The sequence below is a fragment of the Nocardia sp. NPDC050406 genome (assembly GCF_044459025.1).
In the GTDB taxonomy this organism is placed as follows: Bacteria; Actinomycetota; Actinomycetes; order Mycobacteriales; family Mycobacteriaceae; genus Nocardia.
Genome location: NZ_JBITIM010000001.1, coordinates 2,314,699 through 2,335,787, shown reverse-complemented (window position 1 = coordinate 2,335,787; position 21,089 = coordinate 2,314,699). Strand labels below are relative to the sequence as shown.

The following is a 21,089-nucleotide window of genomic DNA, read 5'->3' as shown; positions in this document are numbered from 1 at the left end:
CTCGATGGGTACACCCGGCACCGCCGTGACCGAACGCGCCAACAAACTGGCTTGGATGCTCAATGAACTGGAGATGCCGGGTGTGCGCTTCGCCATCCTGCTCTCCGAAGACGGCCTACGGATCGCGCACACCGGGGGGATCGGCGTGGACGACGCCGAGCGCTTCGCCGCCGCGGCGTCGGGCCTGCGTTCCCTGGGCAAGGCGCTCGGCGAATTCTGCGGCAACTCGAATACGGTGCGGCAGAACATGACCGAGTACGACGGCGGCATGATCTTCATCACCGCCGCCGGACCGGGCGCGCTGCTCGGGGTGGCCACCACCGCCGAGGTGGATGTCAGCCTGGTCGCGCACCGCATGAACGCGCTCGCCGTCCGCGTCGGGCACGAACTGGGCTCCATGTCGCAGCGGAGGGCTGGCGACTTGCAATGAGCGGGCAGCGGCGGGATCCGGATCTGGTGCGCGCGTACGTACGCACCGGCGGCCGCAGTCGCGCGTCCCGGCAGCTGGACCTGGTCACCCTGGTGGTCGCGGCCCGCGAGCCCACCCCCGGGTCGGCTCCGGACGCGGTGCGGGTGCTGGGCGTCTGCCGTCGCGGTGCCCTGTCGCTGGCCGAAATCGCGGCCTATCTCGACCTACCGCCGTCCGTCGTCAAGATCGTCGCGGCCGACCTGCTCGACAGCGGTCATCTGGTATCCCCCACTCCGGTAGAAGTCGTACCGGATGCGGCCCTGTTGGAGGAGGTACTCAATGGGCTCCGCGCTCTCTCGGCCTGAGGTCGACATCGACCACGTTCCCGCGACCGTCACCCGTTCGGTGAAACTGTTGGTGGCGGGCAACTTCGGCGTGGGCAAGACCACCTTCGTGGGCAGCGTCTCGGAGATCAAACCGCTGCACACCGAGGAGACCATCACCGAAGCCAGTGTGGGCGTGGACGATATGGCCGGGCTGCCCGGCAAGTCGACCACGACGGTGGCCATGGACTTCGGTCGTGTGACGCTCAATCCCCGTCTGGCGCTGTATCTTTTCGGCACGCCCGGACAGCACCGGTTCGTCCCGCTGTGGGAGGAGCTGGCGCGTGGTGCGCTGGGCGCGCTGGTGTTGGTGGACACCCGGCGGCTCGAGCAGTCCGACGAGGTGTTGGCCGTGCTCGAGGAGCGCGGGGTGCCGTACGCGGTGGCGGTCAACGAATTCGAAGGGGCCACCAAGTATCCGCTCGGTGAGATTCGCGATGCCCTCGACCTCACGCCGGAGACGCCGCTGACCGCCTGCGACGCCCGCGACCGAGGCACCTGTGTGCGCTCGCTCATCACCCTGGTCGAATACCTGCGACGGGTGCAGCCGCCGCAGTGAGCGTCAGCGGGTGAGGGCGCGCTCGATGTGTTCGTAGGTCGGGATCGAGGCGCTCGCGCCGAGGGTGGTGGTGGCGAGGGCTCCGGCGGTGCACGCCCAGGCGAGGGCGGTCTCGGGACCCTCGTGCCAGTGCGCGGCCAGTGCGCCGGTGAAGGTGTCGCCCGCGCCCGTGGTGTCCACGACCTGCACCGGTACGCCCGGGTGGGAATGGGTTTCGCCGTGCGGGCCACGGTACTTCGCGCCGTCCCCGCCGAGGGTGGTGATCACGTGCGGTACCGCGGCCAACGCGCTGCCGAGCTGTTCGGCCTCACCCTCGTTGACCACGGCGATATCCACCTGCGCCCACAGCGCGGGCGGAACCTCGCGCACCGGTGAGGGATTCAGCAGCACGGTGGTGCCGTGGTCGTGGGCGTGGCGGGCGGCGGCCGCGACGGTGTCGACGGGAATCTCCAACTGGCACAGGAGGATGTCGGCGTGCGCGATGGCGTCGATATCGGCGGCGGTGAGCTCGGTCATGCGCGCGTTCGCGCCGCCCACCACGATGATGGTGTTCTCGCCGCCGCCGTCCACGACGATGGCGGCGATCCCGCTCGGGCCGGGCAGGCAGCGCAGTCGGGCGGTATCGACCTGCGCGTCGCCCAGATTCCGGGCCAGGTCGTCGGCGAACAGGTCGGTGCCGACCGCGCCGACGAACTCGACCTCGGCTCCGGCTCGCTGCGCCGCGATCGCCTGATTCGCGCCCTTGCCGCCGGGGACCAGCGCGAAGCTCTCCCCGGCCACGGTCTCGCCGGGCTCCGGCCGCCGACCCACGGTCGTCACCAGATCCATATTGATGCTGCCCACCACCACGATCCGCGCCATGTGGGCAACGCTAGTCCGCCGCCGGGGTCCGATCGTCGATTTCCCCGGCCTGTCGACCGGCGTCGACCGGATGTCAGCTCTGCTGCTGGACGACCTCGATGCCGAGGGTCAGGGCGATCTTGTCGCCGATGACCGCGCCGCCGTCGGCGAGGGGCATGTCGATGGTGATGCCGAAGTCGCGGCGGTTGATCACCGTGGTGGCCTCGAAACCGGCGACGGGGCCCTGGCCCATGCCCGGGTTCACGCCCAGGAATTCGACCTGGAGGGTGACCGGCTTGGTCACACCGGCGATGGTGAATTCACCGTCGACCTCGAAATCCTCACCCTTGACCCGGAATTCGGTGGACTTGAAGGTGGCGGTGGGGAAGCTCTCGGCATTGAAGAAGTCCGCGGTGCGCAGGTGGGCGTCGCGCTGCGGATTGTCGGTGGCCACCGAGTCCACGCGAATCTCGGCCTCGGCGCTGGCGGAGCCGTCCTCGCCGATGACGAGCCGACCGGAGAAATCGGTGAAGCGGCCGCGGATCTTGGACACCATCAGGTGGCGGACCGCGAAGCCGAGCGTGGAGTGCGCGGTGTCGATGGTCCAGGTGCCGGGGGTCAGGGTGGTGGCGGTGGTCATGAGTTCTCTCCTTGGGATATCGGTGTTTTCGGTATCGAGTGGTCAGTGCCGAGTGGATGTCACGGCGGGATGCAGGGGTGCGTCCGGGACGTGCGCGGGCCGGTCGACGGCGAACTCCTTGCGCAGCACCGGAACCACCTCTTCGCCGAGGAGATCCAGCTGTTCCAGGACGGTCTTCAGCGGCAGTCCGGCGTGGTCCACGAGGAACAGCTGCCGCTGGTAGTCGCCGAAGCTCTCGCGGAAGGTCAGCGTCTTGTCGATGACCTGCTGTGGACTGCCGACGGTCAGCGGCGTCTGTTCCATGAAGTCCTCCAGCGAGGGGCCATGGCCGTAGACGGGCGCGTTGTCGAAGTACGGGCGGAATTCGCGGATGGCCGCTTGGCTGTTCCTGCGCATGAACACCTGACCGCCCAGGCCGACGATCGCCTGATCGGCGCGGCCGTGCCCGTAGTGCTCGTAGCGCTGACGGTACAGCCCGATCAGGCGCTGGAAGTGCTCCTTGGGCCAGAAGATGTTGTTGGCGAAGACGCCGTCGCCGTAATACGCGGCCTGCTCGGCGATTTCGGGGCTGCGGATGGAGCCGTGCCAGACGAACGGCGCTACGCCGTCGAGGGGGCGGGGCGTTGAGGTGAACGACTGCAAGGGGGTGCGGAACCTGCCCTCCCAGTCGACCACGTCCTCGCGCCAGAGTCGGTGCAGCAGTTGATAGTTCTCGATGGCGAGCGCAATGCCGTCGCGAATGTCCTTGCCGAACCAGGGATATACCGGCCCGGTGTTGCCGCGACCCAGCATGAGGTCGACGCGCCCGTCGGCCAGATGCTGGAGCATGGCGAAGTCCTCGGCGATCTTGACCGGATCATTGGTGGTGATCAGCGTGGTCGCCGTGGACAGAACGATCTTCTCGGTGCGGGCCGCGATATAGCCCAGCATGGTGGTGGGGGAGGACGGCACGAAGGGCGGATTGTGGTGCTCGCCGGTGGCGAAGACATCCAGGCCCACCTCTTCGGCCTTCTGCGCGATGGCGACCATCGCCTTGATGCGCTCGGCCTCACTGGGGGTGCGGCCGGTCGTCGGGTCGGTGGTGACATCCCCGACCGTGAAGATTCCGAACTGCACGCGTCCTCCTGACAACTGGCGTCCACCGGTGGTGGATGTGGCAACCATATCGACATTTTGTGGACATGGCAACCAAGTGAACGGCAGCGGCGTGCGCGCTATTCCAGGCGGCGCTGAATCAGGCGTGTTCGTCGAGCGTCGGCGAGCCGCCCTTGCCGCTCGGCTCCAGCGGCGGCCCGGCCACGGCGCAGTGCATCTTGCACTCCGGTTCGGCCGCCGGGGCCGCCGTGCGCAGAGCGTCGTCGCGGACGGTGAGGAAGGTGAGTACGGCGGCGGCCACCATCAGGACGACGCAGATGAACAAGGCCGTGCGGAAGCCGTTGTCGAAGGTCGACAGGTTGTTGTAGGCATCGCCGGTGAGCCCTGCCAGTGGCGGGATCGCGGCCACGGAGAGTAGTCCGGCGGCGCGGGCGACGGCATTGTTCACCCCGCTGGCCACGCCCGCGTGCCGTTCGGAGGCCGAGGCGAGCACGGTGGCGGTGAGCGGTGCGACGGCCAGGGACAGGCCAGCGCCGAAGACCAGTGCGGCGGGCAGGACATCGCGCAGGTAGGAGGTGTCGGGGCCGATGCGGGTCATGAGCAGCATGCCCGCGGCGGTCAGCAGGACGCCGCCGGTGATGGGCAGGCGCGGTCCGATGCGCTGGGCGAGGGCTCCCGCGCGGGCGGAGAACAGGAGCATGAGGACGGTGATGGGCAGCATGGCCGTGCCCGCCGCGATCGGATCGAAGCCCGCGACGACCTGAAGCGTGAGGACCAGGAGGAAGAACACCACGCCCATCGCCCCGTACATGACGAAGGTGACCAGGTTGATGGAGGTGAACTGCTTGGAGGCGAAGACATCGACGGGCAGCATGGCGTGCGGCTCGCGTTGGCGCGCGGAGCGGCGGCGCTCCACCACCACGAAGGCGACGGCCGCCGCGACACCCGCCACCGCGCTGCTCACCACGAGCGGCATATTCGCGTGTTCTTCCGGAGCCTCGGTGAGCGCGTAGGTGATTCCGGCGAGGCTCAGCGCCGCCAATACCGCCCCGAGCACATCGAATTTCCCGGTGGCCTCCTCGTCGAAGGTTTCGGGCACGTGCCGGATCGTCACCGCGATGACCAGTGCGGCCAAGGGCAGATTCAACAGGAACACCCAGCGCCACCCCGCCACGTCCACCAGCCAGCCGCCCAGAAACGGTCCGATGGCCCCCGCGACCCCGCCGAGCCCCGACCACGCCCCCACGGCCTTGGCCCGATCCTCCGGCGCGAACGAGGCCTGAATGATCGCCAGCGACCCGGGCGTGAGCAGCGCGCCACCCACCCCCTGTAGCGCGCGGGCCGCGATCAGCATCGAAATATCCTGCGCCGCACCGCACAACGCCGACGCGACAGCGAACCACACCACCCCCACCAGAAAGATCTTCCGCCGCCCGAACCGATCCCCCAACGACCCCCCGAGCAGAATCAACCCCGCCAACGTCAACGTGTACGCATTGACCGTCCACTGCAACCCCGCCATGGACGCCCCGAACTCCGCCGCGATCTTCGGCAACGCCACATTCACCACCGTGGCATCCAACATCGCCATCCCCGACCCCAACACCGTCGCGAGCAATACCCAGCGCCCAGTCCCGGAAGACATCTGAATGCTCGCAGCCATGCCCACACCGTAAACCGGACACCCGCCGACTTCCCGGCAATCCGAATACGGCGACGCCACCGAATTCCAGCCTCGGCCAACCCGCACCCATCGAGCCACTCCGAAGTCGACGCCCCTACCAATCGAGCCCTGCGAGCTCGCGACCTCCTTCTCGAGGGTCTGGGTCCGAAGCCCTCGAGAGTTCCGAGCGTCGGCCACCGCTTTTGGGGGGTTCGGGGGCGAAGCCCCTGAGAATCTCCCAAAGAGTTGGGCGGCCTAGGCTGTAACCCATGACAGCAGGAACAGCCACCGATCAGGACGTTGTCCGCACGGTGGTGCACGAGGCGGCGCGCCGGGCTCGGCTTGCGTCGCGCACGCTCGCCCAACTCACCACCGCCGAGAAGAACGCCGCACTGCACGCCGCCGCGGACGCACTGCTCGCCGCCAAGGACCGCCTCCTCGCCGCCAATGCCGAGGACATCGAGATCGCCAAAACCGCTGGCACCGCCGAGGCGCAGCTCGACCGTCTCCGCCTCACCGAGGCCCGCATCGACGGCATCGCCTCGGGCCTGCGCCAGGTCGCGGGTCTCCCGGACCCGGTCGGCGATGTGGTCCGCGGCTCCACCCTGCCCAACGGTCTCGAGCTCCGCCAGGTCCGCGTCCCGCTCGGCGTGGTCGGCATGGTCTACGAGGCCCGCCCGAATGTCACCGTCGACGCCTTCGGCCTCACCCTGAAGTCCGGCAATGCCGCCCTGCTGCGCGGCTCCTCCTCGGCCGTGCGCTCCAATACGGCTCTGGTCGAGGTGCTGCGGGAATCGCTTGCCGCACAGGGCCTCCCGGAGGACTCCGTCCAACTGCTCCCCGCCGAGGACCGCTCCAGTGTCACCCACCTCATCCAGGCCCGCGGCCTCGTCGACGTGGTGATCCCGCGCGGCGGAGCCGGTCTCATCAACGCGGTGGTGCGCGACGCCCAGGTGCCGACCATCGAGACCGGCACCGGCAACTGCCACGTCTACGTCCACCAGGACGCGGATCTCGATATGGCGCAGGCGATTCTGCTCAATGCCAAGACCCGCCGCCCCAGCGTGTGCAATACCGCCGAGACCGTCCTCATCGACGCCGCCATCGCGGAAACCGCTGTGCCCCGGCTGATCACGGCCCTCGAACAGGCGGGCGTCACCATTCACGGTGACCTGCCGGGCCTGGTGCCCGCCACCGACACCGACTGGGCCGACGAATACCTCTCCCTCGATATCGCGTTGAAAGTCGTCGACGGTCTGGACGCCGCCGTCGACCACATCAACCAGTGGGGCACCGGCCACACCGAGGCCATCGTCACCGGCGACCTCAAGGCCGCCCGCGAATTCACCAACCGGGTGGACGCGGCGGCCGTCATGGTCAACGCCTCCACCGCCTTCACCGACGGCGAGCAGTTCGGCTTCGGCGCGGAGATCGGCATCTCCACCCAGAAGCTGCACGCCCGCGGCCCGATGGGCCTGCCCGAACTCACCTCGACCAAGTGGATCGTATGGGGTGACGGGCAGATTCGGCCCGTGTAGTACAACGGTGTGGGTGGGTTTTACGCCGTACGACCCACCCGCCTCCAGGAAGGACAGCACCCTTGGCTCCGATATCCCCTCCCGTCCAGGAGCCGATCTTCTCGTCGGTCGACGATGTGATCGAGCGTCTGGCCACGACCGGATACCTGGCCGACAAGGCCACCGCCACCTCGGTTTTCCTCGCCGACCGCCTCGGCAAGCCGCTGCTCATCGAGGGTCCGGCCGGTGTCGGCAAGACCGAGCTGTCCAAGGCCGTCGCCCAGGTCGCGGGCGCGGAACTGGTGCGCCTGCAGTGCTACGAGGGCGTGGACGAGTCCCGGGCCCTGTACGAGTGGAATCATGCCAAGCAGATTCTGCGCATTCAGGCGTCCTCGGAGAACGATTGGGCCGAAACCAAGGCCGACGTCTTCACCGAGGAATTCCTGCTGTCGCGCCCGCTGCTCACGGCCATCCGCCGCGACGACCCCACGGTGCTGCTCATCGACGAGACCGACAAGGCCGATGTCGAGATCGAAGGCCTGCTGCTCGAGGTGCTGAGCGACTTCTCGGTCACGGTCCCGGAATTGGGCACCATCAGCGCCTCGCGCAAGCCGTTCGTGGTGCTGACCTCCAATGCCACCCGCGAGCTGTCGGAGGCGTTGAAACGCCGCTGCCTCTACCTGCACATCGATTTCCCGGACGAGGATCTGGAGCGCCGCATCCTGGCCAGCCGAGTGCCCGAACTGAAGCCCGCGGTCGCCGCGCAGCTGGTGCGCATCGTGCACGTACTGCGCGGTATGCAGCTCAAGAAGCTGCCGTCGGTGGCCGAATCCATCGACTGGGCGCGGACGCTGTTGGCTTTGGGCGCAAAGGATCTCGACGACAAGACCGTGCGCGCCACGCTCGGCGTGGTGCTCAAGCACCAGGCCGACCATCTGCGCGCGCAGTCCGAGCTGAAGCTGGCCTGAGATGCGCGGCGGCGGCACCGATCCTCGCGCCCTCGTCTCGGCCGCCAAGCGCGCCGTGAGTGGCGGCAGGACAACGTCTTCCACCCGCGAGGTGCCCGGACCGACCGCGCCGCACGGGTTCTCGGGTCATCTGGTCGGCTTCGTGGAAGCCTTGCGCGCCAGGGGGATTCCGGTCGGCCCCTCCGAAACCGTGGATGCGGCACAGGTGGTCACCGTCCTGGATCTCATGGATCGCGAGGTACTGCGCGAGGGTCTGGCCTGCGCGCTGCTGCGCCGCACCAGCCAGCGCACCACTTTCGACGGCCTGTTCGACCTGTGGTTCCCGGCCGCGCTGGGTGAGCGCCTCGGGGCCGAGGAGGTCGAGATCCCGCGCAAACCCGACGGCGAAGTCGACATTATCGAGCTGCGAAAGATGCTGGCGGAGTTGCTGGTTCAGGATCCGACGGGGGAGCGGGCGCAGCAATTGCAGATGCTGGCCGCGCAGATGGTCGAGGAGATGGGCCAGTACCAGTCGGCCAGCGGCCCGTCCTTCTCGGCCTACCAGGCCATGAAGGATCTGCAACCGGAGTTGCTGGTCAGCAAGCTGCTCGCGGGCTTGGCCGCCGGAATGGACAACTCCGACTTCCACACCGAGGTCGCCCGTCGCACCGCCCGCCAGCGCATCAAGGATTTCCGCGGTACGGTCGAGGCGGAGACCCGCCGCCGCGTCGCCGAACGTCTCGGCCGCGAACGTGTCGCCACCTACGGTGTAGCGCGCCAAGCCGAGGACGCCGACTTCCTGCGCATCTCCGAGAACGAGCTCGCTGAACTGCGCCGCAGTTCCCAGCGCCTGGCGCGAGTTCTGGCCTCCCGCTTGGCCTCTCGGCGTCGCCGCGCCCGTCGCGGTGAGATCGACCTGCGCAAGACCTTGCGCAAATCCATGTCCACCGGCGGCGTCCCCATCAAGCTGGAGACCCGCAAGCCGCGCCCCGGCCGCCCCGATCTCATTCTGCTGTGCGATATCTCGGGTTCGGTCGCCGGTTTCTCCAGCTTCACCATGCTCATGGTGAACGCACTGCGCGAACAGTTCTCCCGCGTGCGCATCTTCGCCTTCGTGGACCGCGTGGACGAGGTCACCCACCTGTTCGACCAGGTGACGCCGCTCGACCAGGTCACCCGCCGTATCTTCACCGAGTCCAAAGTCGTTGGCATAGAAGGCCATTCGGACTACGGCTCGGCGCTCAAGGGTTTCGCCGAGAACTATCCCGACGCCGTCACCAGCCGCACCTCCCTGCTCATTCTCGGTGACGCCCGCACCAACTACCGCGACCCCGAACTGAATGTCCTGCGCACCCTGGCCGACACCGCCAAACACTCGTACTGGCTCAACCCGGAAGCCGAGAAGATGTGGGGCACAGGCGATTCCGCCGCCAACCGCTACGCGGAGATCGTCGAGATGCACGAGTGCCGCAATGCCCGCCAACTCACCACGGTCGTAGGCCGCCTGCTACCGATCTGAGGATTCGATCATGGACACCTGGCTCGCCTATTGCCTCACCAAACCCGGTGCGTGGCAGGACGAACCGTGGGAAGGCGATGTCGTGGCCAAGGTCGGCGACAAGATCTTCGCCTTCCTGGGTGACGACTCCCTCGGCCTCAAATGCGGCCGCGACCGCGAGGAAGCCGACGAATTGATCCGCATCCACCCCGACGACGTCGAATCCTCGCCCTACATAGGCCGTTACGGCTGGAACTCGGTGAAGTTCGGCGGCACGATCCCCGACGACGAGATCCGCGAACTCATCGACCAGTCCTACGACGCCATCGTGGCCAAGCTGCCCAAATCCAAACGCCCCATGCGCTGACCACCGTCGCTACTGATTAGTCGACGCCAAGCGCCCCATTGGTCCCTGCCCCGACAGTGGCCCCATGAACCGTCGCCCCGCCCGCCTCCTCGCCCTGGCCGCGGTCTTCACCGCGCTCACCGCGGGCTCCGCCACCGTCATAGCTCGCGCCGACGACGACCGCTGCCACGGCACCAGCTACACCCTCGAAGGCCACAACTACAAGGTCGAGGTCCCCCAACTGAGCGGCTGCACCACCCAATCCCGCCAGGAATTCAACGATTCCCTCCGCCTGGCCGCCGACGATTTCATCGCCCGAGTGGACAACACCACCTCGGTCCACACCTACAACGCGAACTCCATGTACATCGGAGCCCACATAGTCAGCGCCAAACTAGCCGTAGAAATCTACCTCGAAGGCGCACCCCACCCCTCCACCGACTTCATCACCCACAACACAGTCATAGCCTCCGGCAAACCCCTAACCCTCCCCGACCTCTTCACCAACCTCCCCGAAGGCCTCGCCCTCCTCTCCCAACAATCCAAACTCCTCCTCGACCAAACCCCCCGAGCCACCGGCTACACCCCCTCCGCCATCACCCCCACCCCCGAAAACTTCCGCCACTGGACAGCCACCAAACCAGGCCTCCGCCTCCACTTCGGCGAAATAGCCTCCCACGCAGCAGGAAACATAGAAATTACCATCCCCTGGCAAACCCTCAAGCCAGCCCTCGAGCCCAACATCCACACCATCCTCAGCGCCCCCTGACACCCCCGCAGAATGGAACGGTGACCCCACCAAGCCTGCTCGACACCTCCGTACTGCACCAGTTGAAAGAGTCCCGCCGAGTCCTGATCGCCGGTGCGGGCGGAGGATTCGACGTGCTGAGCGGTCTGCCTCTCGCCTTGGCCCTGTGGCAGGAGGGCAAGGAAGTATTCCTCGCGAACCTGACTTTCACCGCTGTCGGCCGAAGCGACGCTCCCCGACTGGCGCCAGGACTGTTCGAGGTCACCGCCGATGTCGTTGGCCCAGAGCCCTATTTCCCGGAGAAGCACCTCGCCACCTGGCTGCGCACCCGCGGCCACCCGGACCGAATCTTCTTGATCCAGAAGGGCGGAGCGCTCGACGCCGTCGCCTGGGTACAGAACCGCACCCCCGGCCGAGAAAGCATCGTCTGCGCGTCCATCAGCGACGCGACCCGAGGCGAGTTCGGCAACCACCATTCGCTACCCCGCACCAGAGCCGACGCAGCCGAACTCTTCATCAACCCCCTGATGTCCATGGCCTGGGGCTTCGACCTGACCGCTGTCGCCGACCGAGTCCTGTACCGCACCGAGATCGAGCACACCACCACGCCATTCGAGGTCGCCGCCATCATCGAGGCCTTCCGCGACCGAACCACATTGCGCCCACGACGAACCATCCCGGTGTGACAGAGCGAAGCGAGCTGCCTGGGTAGTGCTGGGCCAGTACGGCGAATTGTTGTGGGTAGTAGTTTGGCCTGAGCGGTCAGAATTCGACCTCAGGTGCCGAAAACTGGCTTCTCGTGGTGGTTTTCGACCGCTCAGGCCAGTCATGTTCGTGCAGCAGCCGAAGCTCAGTTCTTTGTGGGCTTCCAGAGCAGCAGGTCTGAGTACAGGTCAACCCCACGTTGCCTGGTTGGGCACGGTGGAAGTGAAGATGACGTAGAAGAACTGGCCGGGGGTTAGTTCGTTCATGTCGTGCCAGCCGCCCCAGGGGTCGCGTTGGTAGTAGCGCTCGGTGGCTGTGCCGTCGTCGTAGCAGGCGATGTTGGCGGTGCCGAAGGGGCTCCAGTAGACGTCGGTGTTGGGGCGTGGGGGGTCGAGGGGGGTGCGGAAGAGGTGGGTGCAGGGGGTGAGGATTGGGTTGTAGTAGGTCGGTTGGGCGGTGGCGGTGGGGGCTAGGGCGGTTAGGGCGGCGGCGGTGATTGCTGCGATGGTGGAGCCTCGGCGGGTGGCGGAACGCATGGATTCTGCTCCTCACTGGGCGGGATCGGGGTCCGGTCTCTGTGTCGGCCTACGGTTGCTGGGCGTTACCTTCACGCTAAGGGGTCGGGGGTGAGGTGGCCTCGTAGGAAGGTGAGGATCTCTCGGCGTGCCGGTCGTGCGGCTGGCACCAGGCCGGGGGTGCTGAGGAAAGTGTGGGTTGCTTTGGGGTAGCAGGTTGATCGGGCGTCGGTGCCGTCGGCGCGCAAGCGGTCGGCGTAGAGGTGGCCGTGGTCGGCGAGCGGGTCCAAGTCTGCGGTGATAACCAGCGTGGGCGGTAGGTCGGCGAGGTTGTCGAATTTCAGCGGGGAGATGGTGCGGGCGTCGAGGGTCGAAGGGAGGCTCAGCCTGCGGGAGGCGCGTAGGCGGGACAGGGACAGGGTGGGGTTGTCGGCGTTCTTCGCCATGGAGGGGTAGTCGGTGAGGGTGTCGGTCCAGTCTGTGCTGGGGTAGTTCAGGACTTGGGCGTGTAGTGCGGGACCGTCTTTGCGGGCGCGTAGCGCGAGGAGGGCGGCGATCATGCCGCCCGCGCTCTCGCCCATGACCGCTACCGCGGAGGGGTCGATGCCCCAGGTGGGGGCGTCGTCGGTGAGGTGGACAAGGGTGTCGTAGCCGTCTTCGATGGGGGCGGGGAGGGGGTGTTCGGGGGATAGGCGGTAATCGACGGCGACGACAATCGCGGGGCAGCGGGCAGCGAGGTGGCTGTTCAGCCAATCGTTTTGCGCGGCGGTGCCTGCGATGAAGCCGCCGCCGTGGAACGAGAGGATCAGGGGGAGAGGGCCGTTCGCGTTTTTCGGTCGGTGGACGCGCAGGGGCAGGCGGTGGCCGGGGAGGTCGATGGCGGTCTGCTCGATATGAGCGTGACGGTCCGGCGCGCCGGTGATGAGACGCGCGATGCGAGATGAGGCGGCGCGGTTTCCCCTGTCGCGCATGGCTTTCAACGCGTCGTCGGTAACAGCGTCCCAGTCCTGTGTGTCTTTGAGCAGTCGAGTGCGTAGCGGCGCTGTGCCTCGCATGGTGGCCTCCGGGGTCCTGCGGTTGGTTTCGCGAGTCAGCATGGACGGGCCGGTGGCGGGTCGTCTTGGAAAAATGTCACACCCTGGCGGGCCACGCCGCGTCGTCGACCGTGAGCCATATGGCGGCGGCCACATCCGTCGGCGTCATCGCGGCCAAGGCCATGGCGTCCCGGCAGAGGTGGGATTGGTCGACGAACCCGCACTCGCTCGCCACGGCCGCCGCGCTGTGCCCGGCCGCGAGACGATGCGCCGCGTGGTCGAAGCGCACCAAGGTCGCGGCGCGTTTGGGGGTGAGGCCGGTCTGGCCGCGAAACCGCGACCACAATCGTTGACGGCTCCAACCGACCGCCTCCGCCAAGCGCTCGACTCGCGCCTGCCCCCGACTGGCCACGATTCGCTCCCAGGCGAAGGCGACCTCCGGATCCACCGCGCGGCCCGCCGCACACCGCCGCGCGATGACGCGCTCCGCGACCGCGAACCGTTCGTCCCAGGACGCGGCAGCCCGGACCCGTTCTCGGATCCGCTCGGCATCGCGCCCCCAGACCTCCTCGAAACCCGCTACCTCCCCGCCCAATTCGCGACCGAGCACCGCGTGCGCGACGACCGGCGAGAGCCGTATCTGCAAACAGTCGACCTCTGCCCCGCCCCGCATACGCCCGCCGCCAGGCGCGACCCCGGCGACGAAACTGCCCTGTCGCCGCGCCCCATCGACCTCGTGCACCAGCCCACCACGGAAGTCGAGGAATATGGTCACCGCCGGATACGGGATGACCCGCAACTCCTCGACCCCGTCCGCGCGCCCACGGAACCCGGCCATCTCGACCCCCGGAATCCGCCCAGCCCACGACGGGGTCGCGATCTCCACCGCCGCGCCACGAACCGATTCATCCGGCCACATGCCGCCATTCTACGAACCGGCCCGCGGCGGCGAACCGATCAGCTCGGCAGATCGGTCACCGAGGGTGATTCATTGCGGGACAGCGTGATCCCGAGATTGGCGGCGGTCCGATCGAGATCATCGTCATCGGCCTGCCGCAATTGGATCGCCGAACCCGCCGACAGCACCTCGACATTGAGGCACAGCGACTGCAGCTCCTTGAGCAGCACCTTGAACGACTCCGGCACCCCGGGCTCGGGAATGTTGTCGCCCTTGACGATCGCCTCGTACACCTTGACCCGGCCGACGATGTCATCGGATTTGATGGTGAGCAGCTCCTGCAGCGTGTACGCCGCGCCGTAGGCCTGCATGGCCCAGCACTCCATCTCACCGAAGCGCTGACCACCGAACTGCGCCTTACCGCCCAACGGCTGCTGCGTGATCATCGAGTACGGACCGGTCGAGCGCGCGTGGATCTTGTCGTCGACCAGGTGGTGCAGCTTCAGGATGTACATGTACCCGACGGCGATCGGGTAGGGGAACGGTTCGCCGGTGCGCCCGTCGAAAAGCGTTGCCTTCCCGTCCTTTCCGACCATGACCTCGCCGTCGCGATTGGGCAGCGTCGACCCCAGCAGCCCCGCGAGCTCCTCCTCGCGGGCACCGTCGAATACCGGTGTCGCGAGATTCGTCTCGGGGCCCGCGGAGAGCAATTCCTCCGGCAGCCGCTGAGCCCAGTCCGGACGGGTGCCGTCAGCGAGCTGAATGTTCCAGCCCGCCTTGCCGATCCAGCCCAAATGGGTCTCCAGGATCTGGCCGATGTTCATACGACGCGGCACGCCATGGGTATTGAGAATGATGTCGATCGGCGTCCCGTCGGGCAGGAACGGCATGTCCTCCTGCGGCAGGATCTTGCCGATGACGCCCTTGTTGCCGTGGCGACCGGCGAGCTTGTCGCCGTCCTGAATCTTGCGCTTCTGCGCGACGTACACGCGCACCAACTCGTTCACACCGGGCGGCAGATCGTCGTCGTCCTCGCGCGAGAACACGCGCACGCCAATGACTTTGCCGGACTCCCCATGCTTCATCTTCAACGAGGTATCGCGCACTTCCCGCGCCTTCTCACCGAAGATGGCGCGCAGCAGACGCTCCTCCGGAGTCAGCTCGGTCTCACCCTTGGGCGTCACCTTGCCGACCAGGATGTCCCCATCGCGCACCTCCGCGCCGATCCGCACAATGCCCCGCTCATCGAGGTCGGCGAGAATATCGTCGGCCACATTCGGAATGTCCCGGGTGATCTCCTCCGCCCCGAGTTTGGTGTCGCGCGCGTCGATCTCGTGCTCCTCGATATGGATCGACGTGAGCACATCCTCCTCGACGAGACGCTGCGACAGAATGATCGCGTCCTCGTAGTTGTGCCCCTCCCACGGCATGATCGCCACGAGCAGGTTCTTGCCCAGCGCCATCTCACCGTTCTCGGTGCAGGGACCGTCGGCGAGCACATGGCCCGCCTCGACGCGCTCACCCTCGTCCACGATCGGCCGCTGATTGATGCAGGTGCCCTGATTCGACCGAGCGAACTTGCGCAGCCGATACGACTTGCGCGTGCCGTCATCGGCCATGACGGTGACGAAATCGGCGGAAACCTCCTCCACCACACCGGATTTCTCGTTCACCACCACATCACCGGCGTCGATGGCGGCCCGCGCCTCCATCCCGGTACCCACCAGCGGAGCCTCCGACCGCACCAAAGGCACCGCCTGCTTCTGCATATTCGCGCCCATGAGAGCTCGGTTGGCGTCGTCGTGTTCGAGGAACGGGATCATGGCGGTAGCGACCGAAACCATCTGCCGCGGCGACACATCCATGTAGTCGACCCGGGAGGTCTCCATGATCTCGACTTCGGAGTTCTTGCGCCGCACCGGAATCCGGTCGGCGACGAAGCGCCCCTCGGCGTCGAGCGGCTCATTCGCCTGCGCCACCACGTGCAGGTCTTCCTGATCGGCGGACAGGTACTCGACCTCGTCGGTCACCCTGCCGTCCACCACTTTTCGATACGGCGTCTCGATGAAGCCGAACGGATTGACCCGCGCGTACACCGACAGATAGCCCATCAGCCCGATACTCGGCCCCTCCGGCGTCTCGATCGGGCACATGCGGCCGTAATGGCTGTAGTGCACGTCGCGGACCTCGAGGCTGGCCCGGTCGCGGCTCAAACCGCCCGGCCCGAGCGCCGAGAGCCGACGCTTGTGGGTCAGGCTCGCGAGCGGATTGCGCTGATCCATGAACTGCGACAGCTGCGAGGTACCGAAGAACTCCCGAATCCCCGCCACGACGGGCCGGATGTTCATCAGCGTCTGCGGCGTGATGGCCTCGACATCCTGGGTCGTCATTCGCTCGCGGACAACGCGTTCCATGCGCGAGAGCCCCACTCGGATCTGATTCTGGATCAACTCGCCCACCGTGCGCAGACGGCGATTGCCGAAGTGGTCGATATCGTCGACCTCGACCGGCACCTCGATACCGCCGGGCGCGGTCATCACCTTGTCGCCCGCGTGCAGCCGCAGCAGGTACTCGATGATGGTGACGATGTCGTCCTCGGTCAGCACCCGCGTACCGCCGTCGGTGCGCAGGCCCAGCTTCTTGTCGACCTTGTAGCGCCCCACGCGCGACAGGTCGTAGCGCTTCTCCTTGAAGAACAGATTCTCCAGCAGATTCTGCGCGGACTCCTTGGTCGGCGGCTCGCCCGGCCGCAGCTTGCGATGGATATCGAGCAGCGCGTCGTCGGTTCCGGGCGTGTTGTCCTTCTCCAGCGACGTCATCATGATCCCGGAGAATCCGAATCGCTCGGTGATCCGCTCGGAGGTCCAGCCGAGCGCCTTGAGCAGCACCGTCACCGGCTGGCGACGCTTGCGGTCGATGCGGACGCCGACCGTATCGCGCTTGTCGACATCGAATTCCAGCCACGCCCCGCGCGAGGGGATGACCCGCACGCTGTGCAGATCCTTCTCCGAGGCCTTGTCGACGGTGTGATCGAAGTACACGCCCGGCGAGCGCACCAGCTGCGAGATCACGACGCGCTCGGTGCCATTGATGACGAACGTGCCCTTGTCGGTCATCATCGGGAAATCGCCCATGAAGACCGTCTGCGACTTGATCTCACCGGTGTTGTTGTTCATGAACTCGGCGGTCACGAACATCGGCGCCGCATAGGTCATATCTTTGTCTTTGCATTCCTCGACCGAGGCTTTGACCTCCTCGAATCGAGGTTCGGAGAGCGAGAGCGACATTGTCGCCGCGAAGTCCTCGATCGGACTGATCTCCTCGAGCACCTCGGCCAACCCGCCCGTGAGCGAGTCCCCGCGTGCCGCCGCCCGCTCCTGCCAGGCAGGCGCGCCGATCAGCCATTCGAACGAATCGAGCTGGACATCCAACAGCCGTGGAACATCCAGGGGTTCACGGAGTTTGGCGAACGATACTCGCTTGGTCTGACTCGAGACTGTCAAGATGCGTCCTTCCAGCACCTCGTAACGCCCACGCGTTTTCGCGCGGCCGCTACGACAGTTTATTTTTCACAGTCATTTCAAATTTCGAGAGTTGGACAGCGCCCACCCCGGCGCGAGAACTCAAATTACACCCGAAATCGACCAATGTCGAGGGCGCATAAAAAATAGACACCCGATTTCCGGTGTCTTCCCATATTGATAATGACATCTCGAATTGCCATTCGTCAAGTAGTTTCGCGGTAATCCGCCGCGCCGGATCCGGCGCGCGCCTGGCGGTCGCGGACCCACCGCGTGCGAGCCCGGCCAGGCGAGATCCCGGCAACACTCCCGGTAAGCTACGAATTCGTGCATACGACAGGTCGCCGCAAGCTGGGCGTGATGGGCGGCACCTTCGACCCCATCCATCACGGGCATCTGGTCGCCGCGAGTGAGGTGGCGCATCGATTCGACCTGGACGAGGTCATCTTCGTGCCGACCGGGGAGCCGTGGCAGAAGTCGAAGGCGGGCAAGGTCGTCAGCGCCGCCGAGGACCGGTATCTGATGACGGTCATCGCCACCGCGTCAAATCCGCGTTTCTCCGTGAGTCGAGCCGATATCGATCGCGGAAAGATGACATATACCGTGGATACCCTGCGTGACCTGCGGGAACACTATCCGGACGCGGATTTGTACTTCATAACCGGTGCTGACGCGCTGGCCAATATCCTCACGTGGCAGGATTGGTCGGAGTTGTTCGAGCTGGCGAGATTCGTGGGCGTGAGCCGTCCGGGGTACGAGTTGAATGTCGACCATCTGGCCGAGCATCTTCGGGACTACCCTGCCGACGCTGTCACCATGATCGAGATTCCGGCGCTTGCCATCTCGTCGAGCGAGTGTCGGCGGCGGGCGAGCGAGGGGCGGCCGGTGTGGTATCTCGTGCCGGACGGGGTCGTGCAGTACATATCCAAGCGGCACCTCTACGTGCCGGTGAATGGGAAGGTAGCAGGTTGAGCGCATCGGTCGAGGCACTGGAGATGGCGCAGGTGGCCGCACGGGCGGCCGACGAGAAGCTGGCGTCCGATGTGTTGGTGTTGGACGTGTCCGAACAGTTGGTCATCACCGACTGCTTCGTGATCGCCTCCGCGCCGAACGAGCGGCAGGTCAACGCGATCGTCGACAATGTGGAGGAGAAGCTGCGCGAAGCCGGGCGCAAGCCCGTGCGGCGCGAGGGCACTCGCGAAGGACGTTGGGCGCTGCTCGATTACGCCGACATCGTGGTGCACATCCAGCACAATGACGAGCGTGACTTCTACGGCCTGGACCGGCTGTGGAAGGACTGCCCGACGGTTCCGGTGGATGGTCTCGGCCATCCCGACCGCGCGGTATCCGATTCCAACGATGGCGTGGTGAAGGTCGGGGACGACGAGTGAGCAAGCTTGCCGGTGTACGCCGGTTGGTGCTGTTGCGGCACGGGCAGACCGAATGGAATGCCACCGATCGCATGCAGGGGCAGATCGATACCGAGCTCAGTGAACTCGGTCGTCGTCAGGCCAAGGACATCGCACAGCGGATGGCGGGCTGCGGGGCCATCCACATCGTGTCGTCGGATCTCAAGCGCGCGCACGACACCGCGCTCGCCGTGAGCGATACCGTCGGCATCGAGGTGGTGACCGATCCTCGGCTGCGAGAGACCAATCTCGGCGAATGGGAGGGGCTCACCCACCACGAGGTCGACGCCCTCGCACCGGGTGCGCGCGTCGAATGGCGGATGGATGCCAATTGGGCTCCGCCGGGCGGTGAATCCAAGCTCGCGGTCGGGGCCCGCGCGCTGCCCGTGGTGAACGAACTGTTCACCGAGCGGGCGGACTGGCCGGGACATACCATCATCCTGGTTGCGCACGGCGGGCTGATCGCGGCGTTGACCGCGGCCGTACTCGATCTGCCGCCCCAGAACTGGCCTGCCCTCGGCGGGCTGGCCAATACCAGTTGGGTGCAGCTGAGCAGCCACGGTCCCAACCTCGATCGGCCCGGGTGGCGACTCGATGTGTGGAACGCGGCGGCGAAGGTAGCTCCTGATGTCCTCTGACTCGGTTCAGAACTCCGGCGAACGACAGGTCTCCGACGAACTGCTGCGGCAGGCGTCGGAGGTGAAACAGGTGCGGCACCTGCCGGATACGTTGTTCGGCGGGCCCGCGCCGGAGCCCGAGCCCGAGCCGGTCGTGCGGGAGCGGCCGGTGCTGCTGGTGATCGCCGATTCGCTGTCGTACTTCGGGCCCAAGGGTGGGCTGTCGGCGGACCATCCGCGTATCTGGCCCAACCTGGTTGCGGCCGAGCTGGATTGGGATGTCGAGTTGGTGGCGCGGATCGGCTGGACCTGCCGCGACGCGTACTGGGCGCTGATCGGTGATCCACGCGTGTGGGCCGCGGTGCCGCGCGCCGGTGCGGTGGTGTTCGCGACCGGCGGCATGGATTCGCTGCCCTCGCCGCTGCCGACCGCGCTGCGCGAATTGATTCGCTATGTTCGACCGCCGTTCGTGCGGCGGCAGGTGCGGACCGGATACAACTGGTTGCAGCCCAAGCTTTCCCACCTCGGATATCCGGTGGCGTTGCCGCCGTCGGTGAGCGTGGACTACCTGGAGCAGTCGCGAAACGCGTTGGCGCAGTTGCGGCCCGAGCTGCCGGTGATCGGCACGCTGCCGTCGGTGCACAATTGCGAGGCGTACGGGCGCGTGCACCGCGGGCGTGATCCGCAGGTGCGGGCCACCGAGGCGTGGGCTGCGAAACATGATGTGCCGCTGGTGGATCTGGCCGAGGCGGTGCGGGACAACATCTTCTCCGGCGAGGCCAATCCCGATGGGATCCACTGGGGTTGGGAAGGGCACAGCGCGGTGGCGCGGGCCATGGTCAAGGTGCTCTCCGATGTGACGACCCGCGAGGTCCGCACTGCATGACCGTGGTCGTTGTCACCGACTCGTCGGCGAGTCTGCCCGCTGACCTCGTCGCCGACCTCGGTGTGCTCACGGTACCGCTGCACGTGCTGGTGGACGATCACGAATTTCGGGACGGGGTGGACGAATTCGAGATCGACTACTCGTCTTCGTCGGTGACCACCTCGGCGTCGTCGCCGGGGGAGTTGCGGGCCGCCTACGAGCGGGCCTGGGAACTGTCCGAAGGTGACGGCGTTGTGGCCGTGCATCTTTCGCGGCAGCTGTCCGGGACGTGGGAGGCCGGGCGGCAGGCGGTGCGGGATATGGACGCCGCCAATCGGGTTCGGCTGGTCGATTCGCTCAGCGCCGGATTGGGGACCGGGTTGACGGTGTTGGCCGCGGCGCGGCGGGCGCGGGCCGGGGCGGAGCTCGATGTCGTGTACGACACGGCGGTGGCGGCGTCGGTGCGCGGGCGGGCGTTCATCGTGGTCAATCGAACTGAGCAACTGCGCCGGGGCGGGCGATTGTCCAGTGCCGCCGCGTTTTTCGGGACCGAGCTGGTGACCAAGCCGATCCTGCAGATCGTGGACGGGCGGATCGAGCTGCGGGAGAAGGCTCGTACGCGCTCCAAGGCGTTCACCAAACTCGTTGCGGCGGTGGTGGATGCGGCCGGGGAGGACGGGGCCGCGGTGGCGGTGCAGCATCTCGGCGCGGAGGAGGCGGCGAACACCATTGCCGGGCAGCTGCGGGATCTCATTCCCGGGATTCGCGAGTTGATCGTCGCGGAGTTCGGGCCGACGCTCGGGGTGCATCTGGGGATGGGGGCCGTCGGGGCGTTGGTGGTGCCCGGCGGGTGCGGCGCCGAAGCCTGAAAGCTGGTTGT

22 protein-coding genes are annotated in these 21,089 nt (G+C 66.8%); 14 read left to right on the top strand and 8 right to left on the bottom strand.

Features of this window, described 5'->3' with window-relative positions:
• The first annotated feature begins 4 nt into the window (after positions 1-4).
• Genes ACIBH2_RS11135 through ACIBH2_RS11125 form a run of 3 tightly spaced genes read left to right on the top strand, consistent with a single transcriptional unit; the run spans position 5 to position 1,351 of the window.
• Positions 5-430: a roadblock/LC7 domain-containing protein gene (locus tag ACIBH2_RS11135; protein WP_397115842.1), complete on the top strand. Its 426-nt coding sequence runs from the start codon at positions 5-7 to the stop codon at positions 428-430.
• Complete coding sequence (locus tag ACIBH2_RS11130; RefSeq protein WP_397115840.1) at positions 427-774, top strand: DUF742 domain-containing protein; 348 nt, start codon at positions 427-429, stop codon at positions 772-774. The genes ACIBH2_RS11135 and ACIBH2_RS11130 overlap by 4 nt, the downstream gene beginning before the upstream one ends.
• Positions 749-1,351 carry a GTP-binding protein gene (locus ACIBH2_RS11125; protein WP_397115838.1) on the top strand — a complete coding sequence of 201 codons (603 nt, stop codon included), beginning with the start codon at positions 749-751 and terminating at the stop codon, positions 1,349-1,351. The genes ACIBH2_RS11130 and ACIBH2_RS11125 overlap by 26 nt, the downstream gene beginning before the upstream one ends.
• Before the next feature lie 3 nt (positions 1,352-1,354).
• Here ACIBH2_RS11125 and ACIBH2_RS11120 read toward each other — a convergent pair whose 3' ends face one another.
• From ACIBH2_RS11120 to ACIBH2_RS11105, 4 genes are all read right to left on the bottom strand, one after another.
• A complete protein-coding gene (locus tag ACIBH2_RS11120) occupies positions 1,355-2,212 on the bottom strand; it encodes a ribokinase (protein ID WP_397115835.1) in 858 nt (285 codons plus the stop codon).
• 73 nt (positions 2,213-2,285) lie between these two features.
• A complete protein-coding gene (locus ACIBH2_RS11115) occupies positions 2,286-2,831 on the bottom strand; it encodes a YceI family protein (RefSeq protein ID WP_397115833.1) in 546 nt (181 codons plus the stop codon).
• A 42-nt stretch (positions 2,832-2,873) separates the two neighbouring features.
• Complete coding sequence (locus ACIBH2_RS11110) at positions 2,874-3,947, bottom strand: LLM class flavin-dependent oxidoreductase (RefSeq protein ID WP_397115831.1); 1,074 nt, start codon at positions 3,945-3,947, stop codon at positions 2,874-2,876.
• Between the two features lie 118 nt (positions 3,948-4,065).
• On the bottom strand, positions 4,066-5,589 hold the full coding sequence (locus tag ACIBH2_RS11105; RefSeq protein ID WP_397115828.1) for an MFS transporter: 1,524 nt from the start codon (positions 5,587-5,589) through the stop codon (positions 4,066-4,068).
• 269 nt (positions 5,590-5,858) lie between these two features.
• Here ACIBH2_RS11105 and ACIBH2_RS11100 point away from each other — a divergent pair, with 269 nt between their 5' ends.
• The 6 genes from ACIBH2_RS11100 to ACIBH2_RS11075 all read left to right on the top strand — a co-directional run bounded on the left by ACIBH2_RS11100 (position 5,859) and on the right by ACIBH2_RS11075 (position 11,331).
• Positions 5,859-7,127, top strand: a complete 1,269-nt coding sequence (locus tag ACIBH2_RS11100) for a glutamate-5-semialdehyde dehydrogenase (RefSeq protein ID WP_397115826.1) — start codon at positions 5,859-5,861, stop codon at positions 7,125-7,127.
• Positions 7,128-7,189: 62 nt separating this feature from the next.
• On the top strand, positions 7,190-8,074 hold the full coding sequence (locus ACIBH2_RS11095; RefSeq protein WP_397115823.1) for an AAA family ATPase: 885 nt from the start codon (positions 7,190-7,192) through the stop codon (positions 8,072-8,074).
• Between the two features lie 55 nt (positions 8,075-8,129).
• Positions 8,130-9,572 carry a VWA domain-containing protein gene (locus ACIBH2_RS11090; protein WP_397116973.1) on the top strand — a complete coding sequence of 481 codons (1,443 nt, stop codon included), beginning with the start codon at positions 8,130-8,132 and terminating at the stop codon, positions 9,570-9,572.
• 10 nt (positions 9,573-9,582) lie between these two features.
• Positions 9,583-9,918: an MmcQ/YjbR family DNA-binding protein gene (locus ACIBH2_RS11085; protein ID WP_397115821.1), complete on the top strand. Its 336-nt coding sequence runs from the start codon at positions 9,583-9,585 to the stop codon at positions 9,916-9,918.
• A 64-nt stretch (positions 9,919-9,982) separates the two neighbouring features.
• Positions 9,983-10,666 carry an RsiV family protein gene (locus ACIBH2_RS11080; RefSeq protein WP_397115819.1) on the top strand — a complete coding sequence of 228 codons (684 nt, stop codon included), beginning with the start codon at positions 9,983-9,985 and terminating at the stop codon, positions 10,664-10,666.
• A gap of 20 nt (positions 10,667-10,686) precedes the next feature.
• Positions 10,687-11,331 (top strand): hypothetical protein, encoded by a 645-nt coding sequence (locus ACIBH2_RS11075; protein ID WP_397115817.1) that lies wholly within the window; start codon positions 10,687-10,689, stop codon positions 11,329-11,331.
• 207 nt (positions 11,332-11,538) lie between these two features.
• On the opposite strand, the gene ACIBH2_RS11070 is transcribed toward ACIBH2_RS11075, so the two are convergent.
• From ACIBH2_RS11070 to ACIBH2_RS11055, 4 genes are all read right to left on the bottom strand, one after another.
• On the bottom strand, positions 11,539-11,886 hold the full coding sequence (locus ACIBH2_RS11070) for a hypothetical protein (RefSeq protein ID WP_397115814.1): 348 nt from the start codon (positions 11,884-11,886) through the stop codon (positions 11,539-11,541).
• A gap of 71 nt (positions 11,887-11,957) precedes the next feature.
• Positions 11,958-12,920, bottom strand: coding sequence for an alpha/beta hydrolase (locus tag ACIBH2_RS11065; protein ID WP_397115811.1), 963 nt, complete (start codon positions 12,918-12,920; stop codon positions 11,958-11,960).
• 76 nt (positions 12,921-12,996) lie between these two features.
• On the bottom strand, positions 12,997-13,818 hold the full coding sequence (locus ACIBH2_RS11060; protein WP_397115808.1) for a helix-turn-helix domain-containing protein: 822 nt from the start codon (positions 13,816-13,818) through the stop codon (positions 12,997-12,999).
• Positions 13,819-13,856: 38 nt separating this feature from the next.
• Complete coding sequence (locus ACIBH2_RS11055) at positions 13,857-17,318, bottom strand: DNA-directed RNA polymerase subunit beta (RefSeq protein WP_397115806.1); 3,462 nt, start codon at positions 17,316-17,318, stop codon at positions 13,857-13,859.
• A gap of 360 nt (positions 17,319-17,678) precedes the next feature.
• Here ACIBH2_RS11055 and nadD point away from each other — a divergent pair, with 360 nt between their 5' ends.
• The 5 genes from nadD to ACIBH2_RS11030 are packed head-to-tail and all read left to right on the top strand — an operon-like array spanning position 17,679 to position 21,078.
• Positions 17,679-18,290 (top strand): nicotinate-nucleotide adenylyltransferase, encoded by a 612-nt coding sequence (nadD, locus tag ACIBH2_RS11050; RefSeq protein WP_397116971.1) that lies wholly within the window; start codon positions 17,679-17,681, stop codon positions 18,288-18,290.
• Positions 18,287-18,709, top strand: coding sequence for a ribosome silencing factor (gene rsfS / locus ACIBH2_RS11045; RefSeq protein ID WP_397115804.1), 423 nt, complete (start codon positions 18,287-18,289; stop codon positions 18,707-18,709). Before nadD ends, rsfS begins: the two co-directional genes overlap by 4 nt.
• Positions 18,706-19,365, top strand: a complete 660-nt coding sequence (locus ACIBH2_RS11040) for a histidine phosphatase family protein (RefSeq protein ID WP_397115801.1) — start codon at positions 18,706-18,708, stop codon at positions 19,363-19,365. Before rsfS ends, ACIBH2_RS11040 begins: the two co-directional genes overlap by 4 nt.
• A complete protein-coding gene (gene octT, locus ACIBH2_RS11035) occupies positions 19,355-20,230 on the top strand; it encodes a diglucosylglycerate octanoyltransferase (protein WP_397115799.1) in 876 nt (291 codons plus the stop codon). Before ACIBH2_RS11040 ends, octT begins: the two co-directional genes overlap by 11 nt.
• A complete protein-coding gene (locus tag ACIBH2_RS11030; RefSeq protein ID WP_397115797.1) occupies positions 20,227-21,078 on the top strand; it encodes a DegV family protein in 852 nt (283 codons plus the stop codon). Before octT ends, ACIBH2_RS11030 begins: the two co-directional genes overlap by 4 nt.
• Positions 21,079-21,089 lie beyond the last annotated feature (11 nt).